Here is a 20,741-nt window from a genome sequence, read left to right as displayed (position 1 = left end):
CACCAAATCAACGTATTCCCTAGTGTATACACAACGAAACGCCATAGAGTATGCGGATGGACAACCTTGACTACGGAATCATCGATCTGCTGAGGCAGAATGCCCGCGCAGGTTATGGCGACATCGGCGAAGTGATCGGTCTGTCGGCATCCGCAGTTAAACGCCGCGTCGACAAGCTGGTCGCCGACAAAGTCATCCGCGGGTTCACCATCCAGGTCGACCCGGTCGTCGATGGCCTCGCCACCGAGGCCTATGTGGAGCTGTTCTGCCGGGGCACCGTCGCCCCAGAAGAGTTGAAGCGCATCCTGTCGGCGGTGCCGGAGGTTGTGGATGCCGGAACCGTCAGCGGCAGTGCCGACGCCATGGTGCACATGCGCTCCCGTGACATCGCCAGCCTCGAGCAGGCCCTGGAGCGCGTGCGGCTTGCCCCCAACGTCGACCACACCCGCAGCTCCATCGTGCTGTCGAAGCTCATCCACCGTTCGCGCGACTAGCGCCTGCCCGCTTCGCTGTCCCGGTCACTGCTCCAACCACGAGACGGTTTGTTGACGTCGAGGTGGGCTGATTCGCCTGCTTGTCAACAAACCGCCTTGCCGTTGAAGGATCACCCGTTGACGACTCACCTTTTGTATTGCTACATTGCTACAGAACTCGCACAATGAGTGGCGAACCAAGGGACGCGCATGGGAACACTGGGTTGGATCGCAGTCGGCCTCTACCTCGCGCTCGGCGCCGGAGCGCTCATCGCGAACGCGCGTCCACACGCGCAGGAGCGTGTGGTGTCGAAGTTCGCGCTCCAGGTGGGCTTACCCCTGCCTGAGCAACTCGCGGAGCCGATACGACGGCGGATGCTGAACCGCAGGCGAAGCAGCACCATCGGCGCGATGATCGGTGCCATCACGAGCGCAATCGCCTTTCTCCTTTCGCCGGCCTCGACGCCCGCTGATGGACTCAACCCGCTGGTCGTCGTGGCAGGGACACTCGCCGGGTGGGCGATCGGCACATCCGTTTCTGCCTTCCGAAGCTCTGCGGGTGACGTCTCCTCCGACCGGCCGCGATACGCGCGAGCACATGCCGTCGAACTGGGCGACTACGTTTCGCCCGCTGAACTGTGGCTGGCACGAGTGCCCGTGGGATTGGCCGTCGTCGCGACGGTGACAATCACGACGCTCGCACAGGTCGGTTGGGTGCGCTACGACGGCACAGCTGCCCTCGTCGGCTCGATCGTGCTCGCGCTGGTGACTGTCGGCACACTCATTGCCTGCGAGCTGGTGGGACGCCGGGTGGTCGCGATGGGCAATCATGTGACGTCGCCAGAAGACCTCGTCTGGGAAGACGCGGTTCGCGCCATCACCATCCGAGAGCTCGTGAGCGCTCCGACCTTCCTCGGCTATTACGTCCTGCTCATGGCCCTCAACCCGCTGCTCGTCTCACCGGACGACAGCGCCCGCGTCGGATTTGCGATCGCTTCTCTCTGCCTCGCCATCGTCACGCTCGTGATCGCCGTTGGCATGCTGGTGAGCGCATTGGCCGTGAAGCGACGCTTCCTGCGGCGCCTCTGGCCCGAGCTGGCAACCGGGGCCGGGCTGTGACCGACACCCTCTGGTGGATCGTCGGAGCCTACGCCGCTGTTACCGCGGCACTCCTCCTTGGGAACTCACTGCCCCATGCGCAGGAGCGGGCGGTATTGCGATTCGAGAATTCCCTCGGCCTCACCCTTCCCGCTCAACTGGGCGAAGCCCTTCGCCGGCGGATGGTGAACCAACGGCGGAGCTATCTGCTGGGCGGAGTGGTCGGTATCGCAGCTTCGGCGACCGCAGTCACCCCCGCACTTCAGTCCCTGCCGGAGCACCTGATCCTCTGGACATTGTTTGGGGGGATGTTCACTGGTGCGGCCATTGCCACGGCCATCGCGGCACTGTTTTCCGCACGCCCTCGAGTCGGCGATCACGAGCGGCTTGCGAGGGCGACGGCAGTCGCTCTCGACGACTACCTGGCACCGCTCGACCGATGGACGGCGCGACTGCCCGTCGTGTTCGCCGTTGCTGCCATCCCACTTTCACTCGTCGGAAATGAACTCCGCTGGACATCGGTGTCCAGCCAGTCGATGTTCATCTGTGGGGTGATCCTCGCCGCGATGGCCGTGACCTCACTTGTCGTCTTCGAGGTGGCCGCCAGGAGAATAGTCGCGAAGGGGCGCCCGATCGGGTCGCTCGATGAGCTCGTCTGGGATGACGCTTTTCGTTTTCAGGTCCTGCGGGATCTGCGCTACGCGCCGCTGGTCCTGAGCGCATACGCGCTGGGACTTACCGGCTCGGCGCTGGGGATCATGTCAGCGGGAGTCGAGGAACCCAACAGCATCTCTTTCGGCGTCTTCGCCACGCTTCTGATTTGCACCTTCATCGCGCTATGGGCCGCCCGCGCGGCGAAGACCCAGCGCCACTTCCTGCGTCGACTGTGGCCGGAGCTGGCGGCCGAGGCGGACAACCCGGTGGGGGCAGATGCCTGATGCTGGTCATCGACCCGAAATCGGCAGTGCCACCCTTCGAACAGTTGCGCGTGCAGCTGGTCGAGCAGATTGGGGACGGCACCCTCGCAGCCGGGGCGAAACTGCCGACGGTTCGGCGCCTTGCCGAGGACCTCGGGCTCGCCGCCAACACGGTTGCCCGCACCTATCGCGAGCTGGAGGCGGTTGGCCTCATCGAGACGAGGGGCCGCAATGGCTCGTTCGTCGCTGCGCAGGGGGACGCCGCCCAGCGCGGTGCACAGGAGGCCGCCCGGGCGTACGCCGATCGCATCCGCCAACTGGGTGTGGGGGCGGATGCCGCGATCGTGTACGTGCGGGCGGCCCTGCGCGACTGAGACGCGTGCGCGGGCGAGCGGATTTCGGCGGGGGAGAGCCTGTAACGGCTGACTCCTCGCGCCGAAACCGGCTCGTGGGGTTGGTCTCCCTGGTTTCGATACGGCGCTGCGCGCCTACTCAACCGGCAGGGACGGGCTCCTCCACCAGGTACTGCGTGTAGGCGCACAGGGTGAGGAAGGTCGGGTACTCCTCCTGCAGTGCGACTGTACGGAACACCTCGATCGCATCGTCGAACCGATCGCCGTCGCCACGCGGCAGGTCGAGTGATGCGATGATCCCCTCGACGAACTCGCGCGAGATGGTGGTGCCCTCCTCGGTGACGGTGTCCTGGTGGATCCACTGCCAGATCTGTGAACGGCTGATCTCGGCGGTCGCGGCGTCCTCCATGAGGTTGTCGATCGCGGCAGCACCGACACCACGCAGCCACGACTCGATGTAGCGGATGCCGATGGAGACGTTGTCGCGCACGCCGGCATCCGTCACTGTCCCGCCAATCGAGCGGATGTCGACCAACTGGTCCCGGGTGACGTGCACGTCGTCGCGCAGCCGGTCGACCTGGTTCGGCTTGTCACCGAGCACCGCGTCGAACTCGGCCCGGGCAGTCGGGATCAGGTCGGGGTGCGCGACCCAGGTGCCGTCGAATCCGTCGGTCGCCTCCCGGCGCTTGTCTGCGGAGACCTGCTCGAGGGCGCGCGCAGTGACCTCCGGGTCGCGACGGTTGGGGATGAATGCGCTCATCCCGCCGATGGCGTGGGCGCCACGCTTGTGGCAGGTGCTGACCAGCAGTTCGGTGTACGCCCGCATGAACGGAACCGTCATCGTGATCTGCTTGCGGTCGGGCATCACGTACCACTGGCCACGGCCGCGGTAATTCTTGATGATAGAGAAGATGTAGTCCCAGCGGCCGGCGTTCAGCCCGGCGCAGTGGTCCCGCAGCTCGTAGAGGATCTCGTCCATCTCGAACGCTGCGGAGATCGTCTCAATCAGAACGGTGGCACGGATGGTGCCGTGGTCGATACCGAGGTACTCCTCGGAGAGCGTGAACACGTCGTCCCACAGGCGCGCCTCGCGATGCGACTCCAGCTTGGGCAGGTAGAAGTAGGGCCCGCGCCCGGCCGCGATGAGCTGCTTCGCGTTGTGGAAGAAGTAGAGGCCGAAGTCGACCAGGCTTCCGGACGCCGCCATCGTGGTCCCGGTGCGGTCGGTGAAGCGCAGGTGCTTCTCGACCAGGTGCCAGCCGCGCGGCCGCATCACGATGGTGGGCGTCTCGTCCTTCACCTCGTAGCGCTTGCCCTCCAGGCTGGTGAAGGAGAGCTGGCCGCGCACCGCGTCGAACAGGCTCAACTGCCCGCCGATGACGTTGCCCCAGGTCGGGCTGGTGGCGTCCTCCTGGTCGGCGAGCCAGACATTCGCGCCCGAGTTGAGGGCGTTGATCGCCATCTTCGGGTCGGTCGGTCCGGTGATCTCGACCCGGCGGTCTTCGAGGCCCGGGCCGGCTCCGGCGACCTGCCAGGTGGCATCCTCACGGATGGCGGATGTCTCGGGCAGGAAACGCAGGTCGCGCCCGTTCCCGAGGTCGAAGCGGCGCTGCATCCGGGCGGCCAGCTGGTCGTGACGGCGGCCACTGAAGCGGGCGTGTAGCTCGGCAAGGAAGTTCAGTGCCTCGTCGGTCAGGATTTCGTCGTACCGATCGCGCATGGGGCCCGCGATCTCGATTCTGGTGTTCATGGTCGTTCTCCTTGAATATCCGTGGGTTGAGTGCGCCGAGACCGGCTGCTGTCAGTGAGGTTTCGATACGCGTGCTCGCTGCGCTCGCGCGCTACTCAACCCGCAGGGGTGAAGTGTGTTTAGTGGAACTGCTGCGACTCGGTGGAGCCGACGAGGGCCAGGGTCTGGCTGCCGGGGTTGAGGGCGGTGGCGATCCGGTCGAAGTAGCCGGTGCCGACCTCGCGCTGGTGGCGCGTAGCCGTGTAGCCGTCGGCCTCGGAGGCGAATTCGGCCTCCTGCAGCTCGACGTACGCGCTCATCTGGCGCTGGCTGTAGTCCCTCGCCAGCTCGAACATCGAGTGGTTCAGCGAGTGGAACCCGGCCAGGGTGATGAACTGGAACGAGTAGCCCATCGAGGCGAGCTCACGCTGGAACGACGCGATCTGGGCGTCATCGAGGTGGCTCTTCCAGTTGAACGACGGCGAGCAGTTGTACGCCAGCTTCTTGCCGGGGAACTCCCGGTGGATGCTCTCGGCGAAGGTGCGCGCCAGCTCCAGGTCGGGCTCAGACGACTCGACCCACAGCAGGTCGGCGTATGGCGCGTAGGCGTGCCCACGGGCGAGCACCGTCTCGATGCCGGGCCGCGTGTTGTAGAAGCCTTCCGCCGTGCGCTCCCCGGTGATGAACGGCTGGTCGCGCTCGTCGATGTCGCTGGTGAGCAGGGTGGCGGCGAGCGAGTCGGTGCGCGCGATGATGATCGACGGGACGCCGGCAACATCCGCCGCCAGCCTCGCCGCGTTCAGGGTGCGGATGTGCTGGCCGGTCGGCACGAGCACCTTGCCTCCCATGTGGCCACACTTCTTCTCGGATGCCAGCTGGTCCTCCCAGTGCACGCCGGCCGCCCCCGCCTCGATCATGGAGAGCATGAGCTCGTAGGCGTTGAGCGGACCACCGAAGCCGGCCTCCGCGTCGGCGACGATGGGGGCGAGCCAGTCGATTTCGCTGGTCGAGCCTGTCGAGACCCCACCTTCTTCGAAGGCAATCTGGTCGGCGCGCAGCAGCGCGTTGTTGATCCGGCGCACGACCGCGGGAACCGAGTTGGCCGGGTACAGGCTCTGGTCCGGGTAGGTCTGCCCGCTCAGGTTCGCGTCGGCGGCAACCTGCCAGCCGGAGAGGTAGATGGCTTTCAGTCCGGCGCGCACCTGCTGCACGGCCTGGTTTCCGGTCAGCGCGCCGAGCGCGTGCACCCACTGGTCTTCCGGGCCGTTGATGAGCTCCCACAGTTTCTCTGCGCCGCGGCGGGCGAGGGTGCGTTCCTCACGGACACGACCGCGGAGGGCGATGACGTCTTCGGCGGCGTAGTCGCGGGTGATGCCGCTCCAGCGGGCATCCGTCTTCCACTCGGTTTCGAGTTCTGACGCGGTCTGCAGTTGGTCGCCTGGGCGGTGGGAGGTGCTCATGAGGGTGTCTCCTTGTTCGTGGTGGTTCAGCCAGCCTGTTGCAAGAAAGCGGCTCCTTCGCGAGAAAGTTCGGCAGAATTTTCGGCATTCTTCTATTCCGCGGAAGAACCATTCATGCGAGGCTGAGCGGATGCCCCACTCACCACTCCCCCGCGGCCACGATGAAGAGATGCTCGACTCCCTCACCATCGGCCGACGTATCCGCGACCTGCGCACCAGTCGGGGAATGACCCTCGACGACCTGGGTGCCGCCATCGGCCGCGCCGCCTCGCAGGTGAGCGTGCTCGAGAACGGCAAGCGCGAACCGCGCATCAGCGACCTGCAGACCCTGTCGAAGGCGCTCGGGGTCACTCTCGACGACCTGCTGACCAACGAGCCGCCGAGTCGGCGCTCCGCGTTGGAGATCGCCCTCGAGCGCGCCCAGCGCGGCCCCTTGTTCAGCTCGCTGGGGCTCCCCACCCTCCCGGTCAGGAAGTCGCTCAGCGATGAGGCGATCGAGACGATCCTCGGCCTGCACCGTGAACTCGAGCGCCTCTACCGCGAGCGCGCGGCCACCCCGGAGGAGGCCAGGCGCGTCAACACCGAGCTTCGCCACGAGATGCGCAGGCAGGGCAACTACTTCCCGGAGCTTGAGGCGCACGCCCGCCAGTTGCTGGCGGCGGTCGGGCACACGGGAGGTCCGTTGTCGCAGCGCGTGGCATCCGACCTCGCCACCCACCTCGGCTTCTCGTTGCACTACGTCAGCGACCTGCCCGGATCGACCCGCTCGGTGAGCGACTTCGCCCACGGGCGCATCTACCTGAAGATGGATGCCGGCGGCGACCCCCGAACGGCGCTGCTGCAGGCGCTGGCCAGCCATGTGCTCGGCACCAAGGAGCCTACCGACTACGCCAGTTTCCTGCGCCAGCGGGTGGAGACCAACTACCTGGCCGCCGCGCTGATGATCCCGGAGAAGGGCGCGGTGGAGTTCCTCGTGAAGGCGAAGGAGAAGAAGGAACTGTCGGTCGAGGATCTGCGCGACGCGTTCGCCGTCAGCTACGAGACGGCCGCCCACCGCTTTACCAACCTGGCCACGCAGCACCTGGGACTCCCGGTCCACTTTCTCAAGGTGCACGAATCGGGCGCGATCTCCAAGGCCTACGAGAACGACAATGCGGCATTCCCGACGGATGCCTTGGGCGCTATCGAAGGCCAACTCGTCTGCCGCCAGTGGAGTGCCAGGCAGGTGTTCGATGCCCACGACCGGTTCAGCCCGTACCACCAGTACACCGACAAGCCGGCCGGAACCTATTGGTGCACCTCGAGCATCCAGTCGACCGCCCAGGGCGCGTTCTCGGTGAGCCTCGGCACGCCGTTCGTGCACGCCAAGTGGTTCCGTGGGAGGGACACCGCCAACCGCAGGGTGTCGAGTTGCCCAGACCCCGGATGCTGCCGGCGGGCCCCGCAGGAACTGGAAGACAAGTGGGCGGCGCAGTCGTTCCCGAGCCCGCGCCTGCAGTCGTCACTGTTGGCGGCGGCCCCGGCCGGCACGTTCACCGGTGTCGACCAGACCGAGGTCTACCAGTTCCTGGAGCGCCACGCGCCGGCATCCGCTCGCTGAGAATCGCTGTGGGTTGAGTAGCGCGCGACGCAGGAGCACGCGTATCGAAACCTCGCCGCTGGTTTCCATACGGTCGCTGAGCGACCTACTCAACCCACAGAAGTCCTACTTCGCGAGGAAGCGCAGCAGCGCGGCGTTCACCTCGTGGGCGTGCGTCCACAGCATGCCGTGCGGCGCGCCCTCGAGTTCGACGTAGTCGGCGGTCGGCATCAGCTTGGAGAACGGCCGCCCGGTCGAGTCGATCGGCAGGATGCGGTCAGCCGTTCCGTGCATGATCAGCGTCGGCACGTCGATCTTCGGAATATCCTCGCGGAAGTCGGTCAGCCAGGTCGGCACCACGGCCGACGAGGCGTACCAGGATGCGCCGGCCGCCACCGTCCAGCTGCCACGCAGGGCGGCATCGCTGAGTCGCGAGTCGAGCGTCTCATCCGTGTTGTAGAAGTTGATGAAGAAGTTGTCGAACCAGTCGTAGCGATCGGCGATCGCCGACTGGCTGATCTCATCGAACACGGCCTGCGGGACGCCAGCGGGGTTGTCGTCCGCCTGCAGCAGGTACGGCTCGAGCGAGCCGAGGAACGCAGCCTTGGCTACCCGTTCAGACCCGTAGCTGCTCAGGTAACGCGCCACCTCACCCGTGCCCATCGAGAACCCGATCAGCACGGCGCCCTGCAGGTCGAGGGTGTCCATGATGACCTTCAGGTCAGCGGCGAAAGTGTCGTAGTCGTACCCGATTGTCGGCTGGCTCGACTGCCCAAAGCCCCGTCGGTCGTAGGCGATGACGCGGAATCCGGCATCCAGCAGCACTGCCTCCTGTTTCTCCCAGGACCGACCGTTCAGCGGATACCCGTGGATGAGCACCACCGGCTGGCCGGAGCCGTGATCCTCGTAGAACAATTCGATGTCGGTCGAGTTCTCCTGGCCGACGGTGATGAATGCCATCGTGTTCCCTCCTTGTGGATTTCTCGACCATCTTCGACCCGACGCCTCATTGTGGGCTGTGAACGGTCTTCCTCCAGACTCGTCTGACAGAATCCGAGAGTGAGCGAGATGGACGACCTGACCGAGCTGAGAAGCCGGCTGACGCGGTTCATGATGTCCTACAAGTTCGGTCTCGACGAGGTGACGACCAAGATCAACATCCTCAAGGAGGAGTTCACCCGCATCCACGACTACAGCCCGATCGAGCACGTCAACTCGAGGCTGAAATCGCCGGAGAGCATCCTGAAGAAGGCCGTGCGCAAGGGTGCGACCCTCGACCTCGAGGGCATCCGTGACGATGTGATGGACATTGCCGGCATCCGCGTCACCTGCAGTTTCATCTCCGACACCTACCGGATTCGCGACATGCTGGCGCAGCAGCAGGACCTCACGGTGATCCGCGAGGTCGACTACATCGCAAACCCCAAGCCGAACGGCTACAAGAGCCTGCACCTCGTCGTCGAGGTTCCAGTTTTCATGTCAGACCGCGTGGAGCAGGTGCGGGTGGAGGTGCAGATCCGCACCATCGCCATGGATTTCTGGGCGAGCCTCGAGCACAAGATCTACTACAAGTACGACCGCGAGGTGCCCGAACGTCTACTCGATGACCTGCGGCAGGCCGCCGAGGTGGCGAACCGGCTGGATGTCGAGATGGAGCGCCTCCACGACGAGGTACGCACCCTCGACGGGGACCCATCCCTGACGCCACACTCGGACGTGCAAGGAGTCTCCGAAAGCGTGCTTCGCGCCTTCCTCGGGATGCCGAAACTCGCGTAGCCGATCTACTCGACCCAGCTTCTAATCGCCCCAGTTCTCCTGAACCATCTCATCTACCGGGTGGATGTTCACCATCAGCGCCCGGCGCTCCCCCATGTTAGTGAACTCGTGCCAGGCGTTCGCCGGGATGATCGCGATGGTGCCGCCGTGCATCCGCTCGGTCGTTCCGTCCACCGTGACGTCGATGTCGCCGTCGATGATGACGAACGTCTCGATGTAGGGATGCCGGTGCTTGCTCGCGCCTTTGCCCGGTTCGCTGGTGACGTAGAAGAACGACACGGGTGAGCCGTGGCGCTTGCCCTCGAAGCGGCCGGCGCCGCGACTCGCGGCGATGACTTCGGCGATGTCGATCGTTCGGATGTCTGCCATGATTCGATTCCACACCCCAGCGGCGGCGGCGTCAACGACGCGGATGCCGATGGCACGCACTCATCATCCGGTCCCCATGTAGTCCCGCAGATAGAGGCGAACCTCGGCGAGACAGGAATCGTCGACCACCCCGACCACGCGTGCGATCCGCTCCCGTGCGATGGTTCGCGGTTGTTCCGTCATCGCCCAGCTCGTGGACGGCAGTCCCGGCCGACCGGTCAATTGCACGTGATTGACTCGTCGGAGCCCAGGCAATCCGGCAACGCTGAATCCCACGCGGCGATTTCCGCCTGGTAGTCGTCACGCTCACTCTCGCTCAGGTTGGCCATGTCTTCGCGCAACCGTCGGAACCGCTCTGCCTTCTCGCGGTCAGCGACCATGCCCTCGATCGCTCGGGAAACCGAAACGCCCTGCTGTCGGGCGATCGTGTTGAGGCGATCTCGAAGTGTTGTCTCCACTCTGATCGTCGTCACGGCCATTGTGTAAGTCTACGAAACGTATCCGACTCCATATACGACCTAACGGCTGTCATATGAACCATCGTGAAAGCACTTTCCGCAGACCAGCGACGGGGTCGACCAAGAGTGCATATCGCGACCCACGGCTCGAGTAGCACTCTTGGTCAGCACCGCCTATATGGCAAGGGGCCATCCGCGCCTAGTTGATCCGTAGCGAAGATGCCTCATTCTGCATTATTCCGACGTTCGAGCTGGACACGTAATAGCCATAGACGGAGCCGCCAAACCAAACGTCCTCATACAGGGCCGTGGCACACGGTCCGTAGCTCTTAAACGAGTCGATGTCGTCATTCCATCCGTGTGTGCCTAGATCCGATACCGCGTAAGTGGCTCCAGTACAGAATGTCGTTGACGTGAACTGCAACATTCTCCCGCCAAAATTCGGATAGGAGAATATCTGCGTCAGAACATACGTGGCTTGGACGCCAAACGAGGATTCCGCCATGGAGTGCCCGTTTACGTCGACGCTGCTTGGCATTAATGCTTCGGCGGTCGCCGAACTTGCCTCGTCTTGAACCTGCCTTGACCTTTCGTCAAGGACTTTCCGCTGAACCTGAGACGATTTGCCGTGCTGTGACATTAATTGGTTATGGAGCGACAAATCTCGGGCAGTTCTATTCCTGGGTCAGGAGACCCGCCTGACTTGGTCGACGACGGTGACCTCCTCGCCCTAATCAGGCTCGGTGACACTAGGGCTTTCGCGCAGTTGTACGAACGCCATGTTGCGGCGATCTACGCATATGCAGCCCGATTGCTGCAGTCCCGCGAGGAAGTTGAGGACTCGGTACAGGAAACATTCGTTGCTGCTTGGGAGAAGTTGCCTGACATACCTCTTGTCGGCAGCTCCACCCTGCCCTGGTTACTTGTCACCTGCCGATTCAAGGCTTTCAATCGAGGTCGGAGTTCGAACCGTCGGCAACGGCACGAAAGACCGCTTGTCGATGAATGGGCTAAGTCCAGGGCGCCATCCGTTACGGATCAGATCGAAACTACTGAACTCATGAGCCTGCTTGCCTCTGCCGTTGAGAAGCTCTCCGAGATCGACCGACTCGTGTACGAGCTTTGCATCCTCGACGGCTTTACATACGACGAAGCGGCTCGTGCACTCGGCGCAACTACGGGAGTTGTTCGGAACAGACTTTCCCGCCTCCGGCTCCGCCTGCGAAATGAACTCAAAGTATTGAGAGGGACACAATGAAAGGCCAGGGAGTTACCAGCCTTCCCGCCGCCGAGGAGCTACGCCTCATGCTGAGCGACGTTCTTCTAACCATCGACGGCAGGAGGCAGCGAAAGACGCGATTGCATCGAATTGCAGCTTTCGGGACCATCGGGATTCTTGCACTCGGAACTACTGCAGGTGCAATAGTGGTCAGCCAGGCAACGCCGGCGCAGATGAATATGGTGGACTGCTACCGAAGCCCCGACTTGAACTCGGAGTACTTTTCGTCCGTCTACTTGCCCGCCAACGAAGCTGCAGAAGTCGTCACACCAGTGGACGATCGAACGGCCCTCGCCATCGACATGTGCGCCGCCGGCTGGCGCATAGGAACCTTTGAAGCAGAACCCGCAGAGAGACAACCTGGGCAGACCTTCTCGATACCGGAATTGGTCGCATGCGAACTTCGTGACAGTCGCATCGCAGTCTTTCCATCGAAGAGGCCCGCCAAGGAGCAGTGTCTGTCACTCGGCCTCGCAGTGCCGCAATAGCCGTTCTGCGATTAAGACGGTGCCCGCCGCCGAGAGTGCTTGGGAACACAGGCGGCGGGCACCTACCGTCGCGACGGCAATCAGTCGTCGGCGGTTGGTGCTCAGATTGCCATGCATTGGTGGAAGTAGCCACATTGCCGTGAGTTGAGCATCAATATTTCCACGCCGTAACATTCGCAGAACACACAATCTGGGCTGATACACCTAGAGCATGCCCTCCGAAATGCGCCTCCCCGTTCTCGACCTGTCACGACTGGACGAGGGGGCGATGGAAGCGGATGCCTTCCGCACCGAGCTGCGCGAAGCGACCCACGAGTACGGCTTCTTCTACCTGACCGGGCACGGCGTTCCGCAGGAACTGCTCGACGACGCGATCACCACGGCGCGGGACTTCTTCAACCTTCCCGTGGAGGAGAAGATGAGCATCGAGAACCTGAAGAGCCCGCACTTCCGCGGCTACACCCGCATCGGCGGCGAGCTCACCCTCGGCAAGACCGACTGGCGCGAGCAGATCGACATCGGCCCGGAGCGCGAGGCCATCCCCAAGGAGCCGGACACCCCCGATTACTGGGTGCTCGAGGGCCCCAACCAGTGGCCGGATGCGCTCCCTCACCTCCGCGATGTCGTCACCCGCTGGCAGGACCAGCTGAACGCGGTCAGCCTCAAGCTGATGCAGGCCTGGGCGCAGTCGCTCGGTGCCGAGCCGACCTTCTTCGACGAGGCCTTCAAGGAGCGCCCGTCCACCCTGATCAAGATCGTCCGGTACCCCGGCAAGGACGACCCCGAACCGCAGCAGGGGGTCGGCGCCCACAAGGACTTCGGCGTATTGACCCTGCTCTACGTGGAAGACGGCAAGGCTGGCCTTCAGGTGGAGAAGGACGGCGAGTGGATCGACGCTCCCCCGCTGAACGGCGCATTCGTGGTCAACATCGGCGAGCTGCTCGAGGTGGCTACGGGTGGCTACCTGAAGGCGACCAACCACCGCGTGGTGTCACCGAAGGCCGGCGACGACCGCATCTCCGTGCCCTTCTTCTATGCGCCGGCGCTCGACGAGATGATTCCGACGCTGACCCTTCCGCCTGAACTGCAGGCGCAGGCGAACGGCGTGACGCTGGACGCTGCGGGCCAGCCGCTCTTCGACACCTACGGGAAGAACGCCTTGAAGAGCAGGCTGCGCGCGCATCCGGATGTCGCAGCCATCCACCACCCGGAACTGGTGAAGTAACCCGCTACAGGTCGATCGAGGCGATCTGCGGGTCGGGGTTGCCGTAGCGGTGCGCCGTCATGCTGATCACCTGCTCCCGCAGGAACGGCAGCAGCTCGAGCCTGCCCGAGGTGGTGACCGGGCCGCCGTAGATGGCAACGTCGGGGTAGGCGTCCAGCTCCACGGCCAGGGCGTGGTGGGCATCCGCTGAACCGATCAGGCGGATGCGATCGGTCGCCAGGTCCCCCTGCAGCGCTCGCGCCTGCCACCGAACATCCGACTCCACCACAACGCTGCCGACTGTGGCCGGCGAGAACTCCCGCCCGAACAGGGCGATCAGGCCGGCAGGCAACGGCACGGCCGAGCTGACAGCCACCGGCGCACCCGCCCTGGTCGCGGCCGCGATCAGCCGGATCAGCTGGGCGAGCGGCTCCCCCTCGGCGAGGCGAATCGTGACCGGAACCGGCACGTAGCGCAGCACGTTGCGCTCGAACCCCAGACCGGCCGGGTCGGTGCTCTGCGAGTAAATGGCGTCCCAGGCGCGCTGGTCGCTGACCGCTCCGGCACGGATCCGGTCGAACTCGAGGTACTCGAGGCTCGGCTGCGCGGCTTCAACCACCGCGAGCACGTTGTCGTCGACTCCGGTGATCTTCACGGACGGTTTCGGGTCCGCGAAGATGGGCTCCCATTCGCCGAGCGCCAGCAGGTAGTTCGGGCCGCCTGCCTTCGCTCCGGGGCCCGCCTGGGACGCCTGCCAGCCGCCCACCGGCTGCCGCTGAACCAGCGCACCCGTGGTCGGACGGTTGACGAACAGGTTGCCGGCCTGCACGGCATCGACCCAGGTGGCGATCTCCGCCGGGTCGAGAGAGTGGATGCCCGCGGCAAGCCCGAAGTCGGTGTCGTTCTGCAGTTCGATGGCTTCGTCCAGCGTGTCGGCGTGCATGATCCCGAGGACGGGGGCGGCCGGCGGGGTGAGGTGGAAAGCCGATCCCCTGGCGATACCGTCCTTCACGCCGGGCGACCAGAGCAGGCTGTCATCCAGCGGCTTCGGTTCGATCAGCCAACTCTCACCCTCGGCGAGTGTGGTCAAGGCTTCCAGCGTGGTACCGGTCGGCGGCTCGAGGAGTGGCCCGACGGAGGTTGTCGGGTCCTGAGGCTGGCCGGCCTTGATGGAGGTCACGGCATCCGTCAACTGGCGCCGGAACTGTTCCGACTTCAACACCGACCCGGCCAGGATGACCAGCTTGCTCGCCAGCGGCGCCTGCCCGGCGTGGGTGAACGCGCTCTTCACGATGTCGCCGACGGCAAGGTCGATGTCGGCGCTGGATGTCACGATGATGGCGTTGCTGCCGCCGAGGTCTCCATGAAGCCTGAGGTCGGGTCGGGCTGCGCGAAGCTGCCGCACAGTTTCGGCGCTCCCGCTGAACAGCACGCGGTCGACGTTCGGATGCGTGACCAGCGTCTCGCGCAGCTCCGGGGTTCCGGTCGTGGCCACCGCCAGCAACTCCGGCTGCACCCCCGCCTCCCAGAGCGCTTCCGCGAGCACGGCGGACAGTCGCTGGTTCAGCGGAGCCGGCTTCAGGATGACCGCGCTTCCCGCGGCGAGCGCGCCGAGTGCCGTGCCGGCCAGTCCGGCCATCCCGGCGACGGCGGCAGGGACGACCACCGTGAGCCTGGACGGAACGAACAGGGCGTTCTCCACCGACTCGAGTTCGCGCGCCAGCTCGGCGTAGTAGTGGGCGAAGTCGATGGCGGCGCTGGCCTCGGCATCCGCTTCTGAAATCGTCATTCCGCTCTCGCTGACGAGCACCTCGATGAGGCGGCCGCGATAGGCGGCGAGCACGTCGCCCACCTCGTGCAGAACCTCGGCCCGAGCGTCGGCACCCTTCGCTCCCCAGGCTTCGCCGGCCTGGACGGTTCTGGTGACGAGTTCCTGCACCTGGTCGGCCGTGGAGATGGCGGATGCCCGGATGGTGTCAGTACCCAGCGTCGAGTGGCGCGCGCGCTCAAGCAGTTGCCGTCCCCACACCCGGTTGGCGGCGATCGACGGGTCGGTGTCCGGGGTGTTGGCGAAGGCATCGGCGCGAGACGTGAGCTCAGGCAGCGACGGGTTCAGGCGGTTCTGCACGCGGTTGGACGGCGGCACCACGTCGTCGACCTCCTTCAGGGAGGCGAGGAAGCGCTGCTTCTCACGCTCGAACATCCGCTCGTCGTCGGCCAGTTCGAACACGGCGGACATGAAGTTGTCGGGGCTTGCGTTTTCCTCCAGCCGCCGGATCAGGTAGGCGATGGCGGCGTTGAACTCGCTCGGCCGGACCACCGGCGTGTACAGCAGGATGGGGCCGACGTCCTTCTTCACGACCGCGGCCTGGGCCTGCGCCATCCCGAGCAGCATCTCGAACTCGACCCGGCGCTCGACCCGGCGCTGCTTGGCCAGCAGCCAGGCGAACGCCACATCGAAGAGGTTGTGGCTGGCAACGCCGAGGCGAACGGAGTCGGTGCGTTCCGGCGTCAGCGCCCAGTTCAGCACGCGCTTGTAGTTGGTGTCCGCCTCCTGCTTGCTCCGGGCGGTCGCCAGCGGCCAGCCGTGCCTGATGGCATCCACCCGTTCCATCGCCAGGTTGGCACCCTTGACCAGCCGGACCTTGATGCTGGCACCACCGTCGGCGCGTCGTCGGGTGGCCCACTCGGTGAGGTCCTGCAGCGCGCGGAGGGCGTCGGGCAGGTATGCCTGCAAGACGATGCCGGCCTCCAGTTTGTGGAGTCTCGGTTGGTCGAGCAGTCCCTTGAACACCGCAATGGTGAGGTCGAGGTCGTGGAACTCCTCCATGTCGAGGTTGATGAACTTGGTCGAAGCGGATGCCGCAGCCTGCTCATAGAGCGGCGTCAGGCGGGCGATCACCCGCTGAACGGTTTCGTCGTAAGCCCACATGCCCAGCTTGCCGGAGACGGCAGACACCTTGATGGACACGTAGTCGACGTCGTCCCGGGCGAGCAGTTCGCGCGTGTTGGCCAGGCGGCGGTCGGCCTCCTCAATGCCGAGTACTGCTTCGCCGAGGAGGTTCAGATTGAGGCGCGCGCCGTCGCTCCGCAGCCTGGCCAGGTGCTTGTCGAGCTGTTTCGGGGTCGCATCGAGCACCAGATGGCTCACCATCCCGCGGAACACCCACCGGGCGATGGGCACGATCGGCCAGGGAAGCAATGGCGCGAACCCTCCAGCCAGCTGGATGGCGATCCGCAGATACCAGGGCAGAAAGCGCGGTACCCGTCGGGAAACGATCTCCAGGTTGTGGCCGGCAACGCGAAGGTCGTGCGGGCGGACCACCCGGTCGACGAACCCGATGGTGAAGGCGAGGCCGTCCGGGTCTTTCAGCACCCCGGCCAGGCGCTCAGCCGAGACGTCCCGTTTTCCGCCGCCGCTTGCCGGGTCGGCTGCTTCTGCCAACCAGCGACGAACGGTGGCAATCGTCTCGTCCGCCAGTTCCTGGGGTCGAGGGCTCTGGCTGGTTGTGCTGGTGGGCATGCTCAAAAACGTACCTTGTCGGTCTGGGAGAGGGGGCTCCTCTAGTGTGGAGCAGCCGGAACATAAGATGAAGTGACTTCTTATGCAGGATATCGTGCAGTTTTATTGATGAATGGATGCTCGTGCTCGATCTTCGCCGGCTTCGACTGCTCCGGGAGCTCAAGAATCGCGGAACGCTGGCCGCCGTCGCCGAAGCGCTCGCCTACAGCCCCTCTGCAGTCTCACAGCAGCTTGCCCTCCTGGAGAAGGAGGCAGGGGTGCAGTTGCTGGTCCCCGTCGGGCGTCGCGTGCAGCTGACCGCTCAGGCCGAAATCCTGGTGAAGCACACGACCCAGCTGCTGGAACGACTCGAGCTAATGGAGTCGGAGATGAACGCCTCGCTCGCTGCGATCTCCGGGACGGTGCGGCTGGCGGTCTTCCAATCCGCTGCCCTCGGCATAGTTCCCCAGGCGCTCACGGCCCTCGCGGCGCGCTACCCCGACCTCCGCGTGGAGGTCACCCAGCGGGAACCGGAGAGCGCGCTCGCCTCGGTGTGGGCCCGGGACTTCGACCTGGTGATCGCCGAGGAATACCCCGGCCACTCGGCCAGGCGGCTTCCTGAGCTCGACCGGGAAGTGCTCTGTTTCGACAGCTTGCGGCTGGGTGCCGCGCCGGCCAGTGGCATCCGCTCCATTGAGGAGGCGTCGGCCATTCCCTGGGTGATGGAGCCTCGGGGAACCGCCTCCCGTCACTGGTCGGAGCAGCTCTGCCGGGTTGCCGGCTTCGAGCCGGATGTGCGGTTCGAGACTGCCGACCTGCAGGCGCACATCCGCTTGATCGAATCCGGCAACGCGGTCGCGATCCTCCCGGACCTGGTCTGGGCCGGTCGGACGCCGAGCATCGACCTGGTCGACCTGGATGGTGCACCGCAGAGAACCGTGTTAACCTCGGTGCGCGCCGCGAGTGCCGGCCAGTCGACGATCATCGCCTGCCGCGAGGTGTTGCAGGAGTCGGTCGGTTTTCTCTCGAATTGACCCAGTCACTAGTCTCGAACCATGTCTGACCTCTTTGATGTCGCCATCGTCGGCGGCGGCCACAATGGCCTCACCGCAGCGGCCTACCTCGCCTCCGCCGGAAAGCGCGTGATCGTTCTCGAGAAGCAGGATGTGCTGGGCGGGGCGGCCGTGTCTTCGCAGGTGTTCGAGGGAGTGGACGCACGCCTGTCGCGCTACTCATACCTGGTGAGCCTCCTGCCGCAACGCATCATCCGCGACCTGAAGCTCGACGTGCGGCTGCAGCGGCGCCGCTACTCCTCCTATACGCCGCTGCCCGGCACCGACCGAGGCCTGCTCATCGACCACGGCGACCCCGAGGCGACCGCGGCGAGCTTCGCCAGCATCGGGGCATCGGCCGACTTCGCCGCCTGGGGACCGTTCTACGACGACACCGCCCGTCTCGCGCGGGCGCTCTTCCCGACTGTGTGCGACCCGTTACTCACCCGCAGGGAGGCACGCGCGGCCGTCGCTGATGACCGCCTCTGGAACGCCTTCATCGAGCGGCCGGTGGGTGAAGTCATCCGCGATACCTTCGCAGGCGACCTGGTGCGCGGCGTCGTGCTGACGGATGCGCTGATCGGCACCTTCGCCGCCAACCTCGACGACACCCTCGCGGCCAATCGGTGCTTCCTGTACCACGTGATCGGTGGCGAGACCGGCGATTGGGACCTCCCGATCGGCGGGATGGGCGTGGTCAGCGGCGAGCTGGCGCGGGCAGCGCGGCTGGCCGGGGCAACGCTGGTGACGGATGCGCAAGTCACCTCGGTCACACCGGACGGCGAGGTGCGGTACACCACACCTGACGGCGAGAAGCGGGTGGGCGCGGGCACCATCCTGTCGAACGTGGCACCGTGGACGCTGGCTCAGCTGGTCGAGCGCGCCGAAGCCGGTACCGGGGTCACTTCGACAAGCTCAGTACAACGCTCGACGAGCTCGACCAGCCTTGACCCCACCAAACCGGAGGGCGCCCAGCTCAAGGTCAACCTCCTGCTCTCCCGGTTGCCGCGCCTGCGTGACGGCGTCAGCCCGGAGGCTGCTTTCGGCGGAACCTTCCACATCAACGAGTCGTGGTCGCAACTCCAGTCCGCGTACGACATGGCGGCGACGGGTTCCGTTCCGAACCCCCTTCCGGCCGAGATCTACTGCCACACGCTGGCCGACCCGAGCATCCTCTCGCCAGAGCTCCAGGCCAGTGGCGCACACACCCTCACCCTGTTCGCCCTCCATGCGCCGAGCCGCCTCACGGCCGGGCGGGACGAATTGCAGGCCGCGGCGCTGGCATCGCTGAACTCGGTTCTGGCTGAGCCGATCGAACCGCTGCTGCTCACCGATGCCTCCGGCAGGCCGTGCATCGAGGCAAAGACCACGCACGACCTGGAGCACGCCATCGGTCTCCCCGGAGGAAACATCTTCCACGGGCCACTGTCCTGGCCGTTCGTGGAGGACGATGCGCCCCAGGCCACTCCGGCCGAGCGGTGGGGCGTCGCATCCGGCTGGGACAACATCCTCATCTGCGGTGCCGGCGCCCAGCGCGGTGGCGGAGTGAGCGGGCTGGGCGGCCACAACGCCGCCATGGCGGTGCTCGAGCAGGGGTGACCCTCCGGATGTCGGAGGGGTGGGTCTAGCCTCGGACCATGATTTCTTTTCAGCCGCTCCGCGACGTCGTGGTCGGCCCGGTGCTGACGCCCGAAGACCCCGGTTTCACCGAAGAAGTGTCCGGGTCGAACCTCGCCATCGCACACAGTCCGGATGTGGTGGTCGGGGTGACCAGCGTCCGCGACGTTTCCGAGGCGGTGCGCTTCGCCGCGGCAATGGGGCTGCCGGTTCGCGTGCAGGCAACCGGGCACGGCGCCCATCACGCCATCACCGACGGCATGCTGCTGACCACCCGACGACTCGACGAGGTGACGGTTGACGCCGGCTCACGCATCGCATCCATCGGCGCAGGCGCAACCTGGCGCACGGTGCAAGCCATCGTCACGCCGCTCGGGCTGACGGCAATCCCCGGCTCATCGGTGACCGTCGGCGCAGTTGGATACACCCTCGGAGGAGGGCTCGGTCCACTGTCCCGCAGCCACGGAATAACCTCCGATTACGTGCGCGGTTTCGAGGTCGTCATGGCAACCGGCGAGACCGTCGTCGCGAACGACACCGAGAACGCCGAACTGTTCTGGGCGCTTCGCGGAGGCAAGGGCGGGCTCGGAGTGGTCACTCGCATGCAACTCGAGCTGGTACAGCTGGAGGCCATCTACGCCGGGTCGCTGTTCTTTGCCGAAGAACACATCGAGGCGGCTCTCCGCGGCTGGATCGAGTGGACCAGCGTCGCAGCAGATGACGTCACCACCTCCGTTGCCATCCTCAACTTCCCGGACTTCGAACAGGTACCTCCCCCGCTCCGCGGACGTCGGGTGCTCAGTCTGCGCTTCGCCTACCCAGGGGATCCGGATGATGGCGAACTCCTCGCCGCCCCGCTGCGAGCCCTTGCCCCGACGATGATCGACGCCATAGCGCCGCTCAGTACCGCGGCCCTCGGGCAGATCCACAACGACCCTGAAGAACCGGGTCCGGGGTGGAGCAGCGGCATGCTGCTGAACGCCATCGATGGTGGGTTCGCCACACAGTTGCTTGCACGAGTCGGCCCGGGCACCACGTCGCCTCTCCTCGGCGTCGAGTTACGGCACCTGGGTGCCGCTACTGCAGTGGATGTTGCGGGTAGCTCCGCGGCGGGCGGTCGGGCATCCGCGTTCACCTTCACCATGATCGGGGTGCCGAACCCTGCTCTCTTCGATCAGGTGATTCCGGCGTTCGCGAACGAACTGACCGACAGCATCCGCCCCTGGGTCTCTGAGGAGACGGCCATCAATTTCGCCGCCGATACCTCCACTCCCGAGGCGTTCGCCGCAGCCTGGCCGCGCGAAATTCATGCCCGGCTGCAAGCTGCGAGGGCACTGTACGACCCGGCCCGGCTCTTTACCTTCGGTCCGAGCAGTGCTTAACTCCT

19 protein-coding genes are annotated in these 20,741 nt (G+C 65.4%); 12 read left to right on the top strand and 7 right to left on the bottom strand.

What is annotated here, in order from left to right; translation table 11 throughout:
• Positions 1-56: 56 nt before the first annotated feature.
• The 4 genes from ACX3O0_RS13155 (at position 57) to ACX3O0_RS13140 (ending at position 2,862) form a co-directional block, all read left to right on the top strand.
• On the top strand, positions 57-494 hold the full coding sequence (locus ACX3O0_RS13155; protein WP_459089573.1) for an Lrp/AsnC family transcriptional regulator: 438 nt from the start codon (positions 57-59) through the stop codon (positions 492-494).
• A 189-nt stretch (positions 495-683) separates the two neighbouring features.
• A complete protein-coding gene (locus ACX3O0_RS13150; RefSeq protein ID WP_459089571.1) occupies positions 684-1,592 on the top strand; it encodes a hypothetical protein in 909 nt (302 codons plus the stop codon).
• Positions 1,589-2,509, top strand: coding sequence for a hypothetical protein (locus ACX3O0_RS13145; RefSeq protein ID WP_459108000.1), 921 nt, complete (start codon positions 1,589-1,591; stop codon positions 2,507-2,509). The genes ACX3O0_RS13150 and ACX3O0_RS13145 overlap by 4 nt, the downstream gene beginning before the upstream one ends.
• The gene (locus tag ACX3O0_RS13140) at positions 2,509-2,862 is read left to right on the top strand and encodes a GntR family transcriptional regulator (protein WP_459089567.1); all 354 of its coding nucleotides are present in this window, start codon (positions 2,509-2,511) and stop codon (positions 2,860-2,862) included. Before ACX3O0_RS13145 ends, ACX3O0_RS13140 begins: the two co-directional genes overlap by 1 nt.
• Positions 2,863-2,980: 118 nt before the next feature.
• Here the strand turns inward: ACX3O0_RS13140 and aceB are convergent, their stop codons facing one another.
• Both aceB and aceA read right to left on the bottom strand, forming a co-directional pair.
• Positions 2,981-4,591, bottom strand: a complete 1,611-nt coding sequence (aceB, locus tag ACX3O0_RS13135; RefSeq protein ID WP_459107999.1) for a malate synthase A — start codon at positions 4,589-4,591, stop codon at positions 2,981-2,983.
• 119 nt (positions 4,592-4,710) lie between these two features.
• Positions 4,711-6,030: an isocitrate lyase gene (gene aceA, locus ACX3O0_RS13130; protein WP_459107998.1), complete on the bottom strand. Its 1,320-nt coding sequence runs from the start codon at positions 6,028-6,030 to the stop codon at positions 4,711-4,713.
• A gap of 130 nt (positions 6,031-6,160) precedes the next feature.
• Here aceA and ACX3O0_RS13125 point away from each other — a divergent pair, with 130 nt between their 5' ends.
• The gene (locus ACX3O0_RS13125) at positions 6,161-7,630 is read left to right on the top strand and encodes a helix-turn-helix domain-containing protein (RefSeq protein ID WP_459107997.1); all 1,470 of its coding nucleotides are present in this window, start codon (positions 6,161-6,163) and stop codon (positions 7,628-7,630) included.
• 105 nt (positions 7,631-7,735) lie between these two features.
• On the opposite strand, the gene ACX3O0_RS13120 is transcribed toward ACX3O0_RS13125, so the two are convergent.
• Complete coding sequence (locus ACX3O0_RS13120; protein ID WP_459107996.1) at positions 7,736-8,569, bottom strand: alpha/beta fold hydrolase; 834 nt, start codon at positions 8,567-8,569, stop codon at positions 7,736-7,738.
• A gap of 108 nt (positions 8,570-8,677) precedes the next feature.
• Between ACX3O0_RS13120 and ACX3O0_RS13115 the strand changes: the two genes are divergently transcribed.
• Positions 8,678-9,385, top strand: coding sequence for a GTP pyrophosphokinase (locus ACX3O0_RS13115; RefSeq protein WP_459108482.1), 708 nt, complete (start codon positions 8,678-8,680; stop codon positions 9,383-9,385).
• Positions 9,386-9,406: 21 nt separating this feature from the next.
• Here ACX3O0_RS13115 and ACX3O0_RS13110 read toward each other — a convergent pair whose 3' ends face one another.
• From ACX3O0_RS13110 to ACX3O0_RS13100, 3 genes are all read right to left on the bottom strand, one after another.
• The gene (locus ACX3O0_RS13110; protein WP_459107995.1) at positions 9,407-9,754 is read right to left on the bottom strand and encodes a cupin domain-containing protein; all 348 of its coding nucleotides are present in this window, start codon (positions 9,752-9,754) and stop codon (positions 9,407-9,409) included.
• A gap of 63 nt (positions 9,755-9,817) precedes the next feature.
• Positions 9,818-9,937 (bottom strand): hypothetical protein, encoded by a 120-nt coding sequence (locus tag ACX3O0_RS13105; RefSeq protein WP_459107994.1) that lies wholly within the window; start codon positions 9,935-9,937, stop codon positions 9,818-9,820.
• Positions 9,938-9,972: 35 nt separating this feature from the next.
• On the bottom strand, positions 9,973-10,233 hold the full coding sequence (locus ACX3O0_RS13100; protein ID WP_459107993.1) for a hypothetical protein: 261 nt from the start codon (positions 10,231-10,233) through the stop codon (positions 9,973-9,975).
• A 682-nt stretch (positions 10,234-10,915) separates the two neighbouring features.
• On the opposite strand from ACX3O0_RS13100, the gene ACX3O0_RS13095 reads away from it, so the two are divergent.
• From ACX3O0_RS13095 to ACX3O0_RS13085, 3 genes are all read left to right on the top strand, one after another.
• Positions 10,916-11,470 carry an RNA polymerase sigma factor gene (locus tag ACX3O0_RS13095; protein ID WP_459107992.1) on the top strand — a complete coding sequence of 185 codons (555 nt, stop codon included), beginning with the start codon at positions 10,916-10,918 and terminating at the stop codon, positions 11,468-11,470.
• On the top strand, positions 11,467-11,979 hold the full coding sequence (locus ACX3O0_RS13090; RefSeq protein ID WP_459107991.1) for a hypothetical protein: 513 nt from the start codon (positions 11,467-11,469) through the stop codon (positions 11,977-11,979). Before ACX3O0_RS13095 ends, ACX3O0_RS13090 begins: the two co-directional genes overlap by 4 nt.
• 211 nt (positions 11,980-12,190) lie before the next feature.
• A complete protein-coding gene (locus tag ACX3O0_RS13085; RefSeq protein ID WP_459107990.1) occupies positions 12,191-13,204 on the top strand; it encodes an isopenicillin N synthase family dioxygenase in 1,014 nt (337 codons plus the stop codon).
• Positions 13,205-13,208: 4 nt separating this feature from the next.
• On the opposite strand, the gene ACX3O0_RS13080 is transcribed toward ACX3O0_RS13085, so the two are convergent.
• Complete coding sequence (locus tag ACX3O0_RS13080; RefSeq protein ID WP_459107989.1) at positions 13,209-16,706, bottom strand: proline dehydrogenase family protein; 3,498 nt, start codon at positions 16,704-16,706, stop codon at positions 13,209-13,211.
• A 122-nt stretch (positions 16,707-16,828) separates the two neighbouring features.
• Between ACX3O0_RS13080 and ACX3O0_RS13075 the strand changes: the two genes are divergently transcribed.
• Genes ACX3O0_RS13075 through ACX3O0_RS13065 form a run of 3 tightly spaced genes read left to right on the top strand, consistent with a single transcriptional unit; the run spans position 16,829 to position 20,736 of the window.
• Complete coding sequence (locus ACX3O0_RS13075) at positions 16,829-17,719, top strand: LysR substrate-binding domain-containing protein (protein ID WP_459108481.1); 891 nt, start codon at positions 16,829-16,831, stop codon at positions 17,717-17,719.
• Positions 17,720-17,740: 21 nt separating this feature from the next.
• Positions 17,741-19,336, top strand: a complete 1,596-nt coding sequence (locus tag ACX3O0_RS13070) for a phytoene desaturase family protein (protein ID WP_459089551.1) — start codon at positions 17,741-17,743, stop codon at positions 19,334-19,336.
• A 38-nt stretch (positions 19,337-19,374) separates the two neighbouring features.
• Positions 19,375-20,736, top strand: a complete 1,362-nt coding sequence (locus tag ACX3O0_RS13065) for an FAD-binding oxidoreductase (protein WP_459107988.1) — start codon at positions 19,375-19,377, stop codon at positions 20,734-20,736.
• The last annotated feature ends 5 nt before the right edge of the window (positions 20,737-20,741 follow it).

This window comes from Homoserinimonas sp. A447 (assembly GCF_054489325.1).
This window is presented reverse-complemented; position numbering and strand designations above follow the sequence as displayed.

Excerpts from the sequence above, each read along its gene's own strand:
- ACX3O0_RS13155 (WP_459089573.1), top strand. The coding sequence starts at position 57 with ATGGACAACCTTGACTACGGAATCATCGATCTGCTGAGGCAGAATGCC.
- ACX3O0_RS13150 (WP_459089571.1), top strand. The coding sequence starts at position 684 with ATGGGAACACTGGGTTGGATCGCAGTCGGCCTCTACCTCGCGCTCGGC.
- ACX3O0_RS13140 (WP_459089567.1), top strand. The coding sequence starts at position 2,509 with ATGCTGGTCATCGACCCGAAATCGGCAGTGCCACCCTTCGAACAGTTG.
- aceB (WP_459107999.1), bottom strand. The coding sequence starts at position 4,591 with ATGAACACCAGAATCGAGATCGCGGGCCCCATGCGCGATCGGTACGAC.
- aceA (WP_459107998.1), bottom strand. The coding sequence starts at position 6,030 with ATGAGCACCTCCCACCGCCCAGGCGACCAACTGCAGACCGCGTCAGAA.
- ACX3O0_RS13125 (WP_459107997.1), top strand. The coding sequence starts at position 6,161 with ATGCCCCACTCACCACTCCCCCGCGGCCACGATGAAGAGATGCTCGAC.
- ACX3O0_RS13120 (WP_459107996.1), bottom strand. The coding sequence starts at position 8,569 with ATGGCATTCATCACCGTCGGCCAGGAGAACTCGACCGACATCGAATTG.
- ACX3O0_RS13115 (WP_459108482.1), top strand. The coding sequence starts at position 8,678 with ATGGACGACCTGACCGAGCTGAGAAGCCGGCTGACGCGGTTCATGATG.
- ACX3O0_RS13110 (WP_459107995.1), bottom strand. The coding sequence starts at position 9,754 with ATGGCAGACATCCGAACGATCGACATCGCCGAAGTCATCGCCGCGAGT.
- ACX3O0_RS13105 (WP_459107994.1), bottom strand. The coding sequence starts at position 9,937 with ATGACGGAACAACCGCGAACCATCGCACGGGAGCGGATCGCACGCGTG.
- ACX3O0_RS13100 (WP_459107993.1), bottom strand. The coding sequence starts at position 10,233 with ATGGCCGTGACGACGATCAGAGTGGAGACAACACTTCGAGATCGCCTC.
- ACX3O0_RS13090 (WP_459107991.1), top strand. The coding sequence starts at position 11,467 with ATGAAAGGCCAGGGAGTTACCAGCCTTCCCGCCGCCGAGGAGCTACGC.
- ACX3O0_RS13085 (WP_459107990.1), top strand. The coding sequence starts at position 12,191 with ATGCCCTCCGAAATGCGCCTCCCCGTTCTCGACCTGTCACGACTGGAC.
- ACX3O0_RS13080 (WP_459107989.1), bottom strand. The coding sequence starts at position 16,706 with ATGCCCACCAGCACAACCAGCCAGAGCCCTCGACCCCAGGAACTGGCG.
- ACX3O0_RS13070 (WP_459089551.1), top strand. The coding sequence starts at position 17,741 with ATGTCTGACCTCTTTGATGTCGCCATCGTCGGCGGCGGCCACAATGGC.
- ACX3O0_RS13065 (WP_459107988.1), top strand. The coding sequence starts at position 19,375 with ATGATTTCTTTTCAGCCGCTCCGCGACGTCGTGGTCGGCCCGGTGCTG.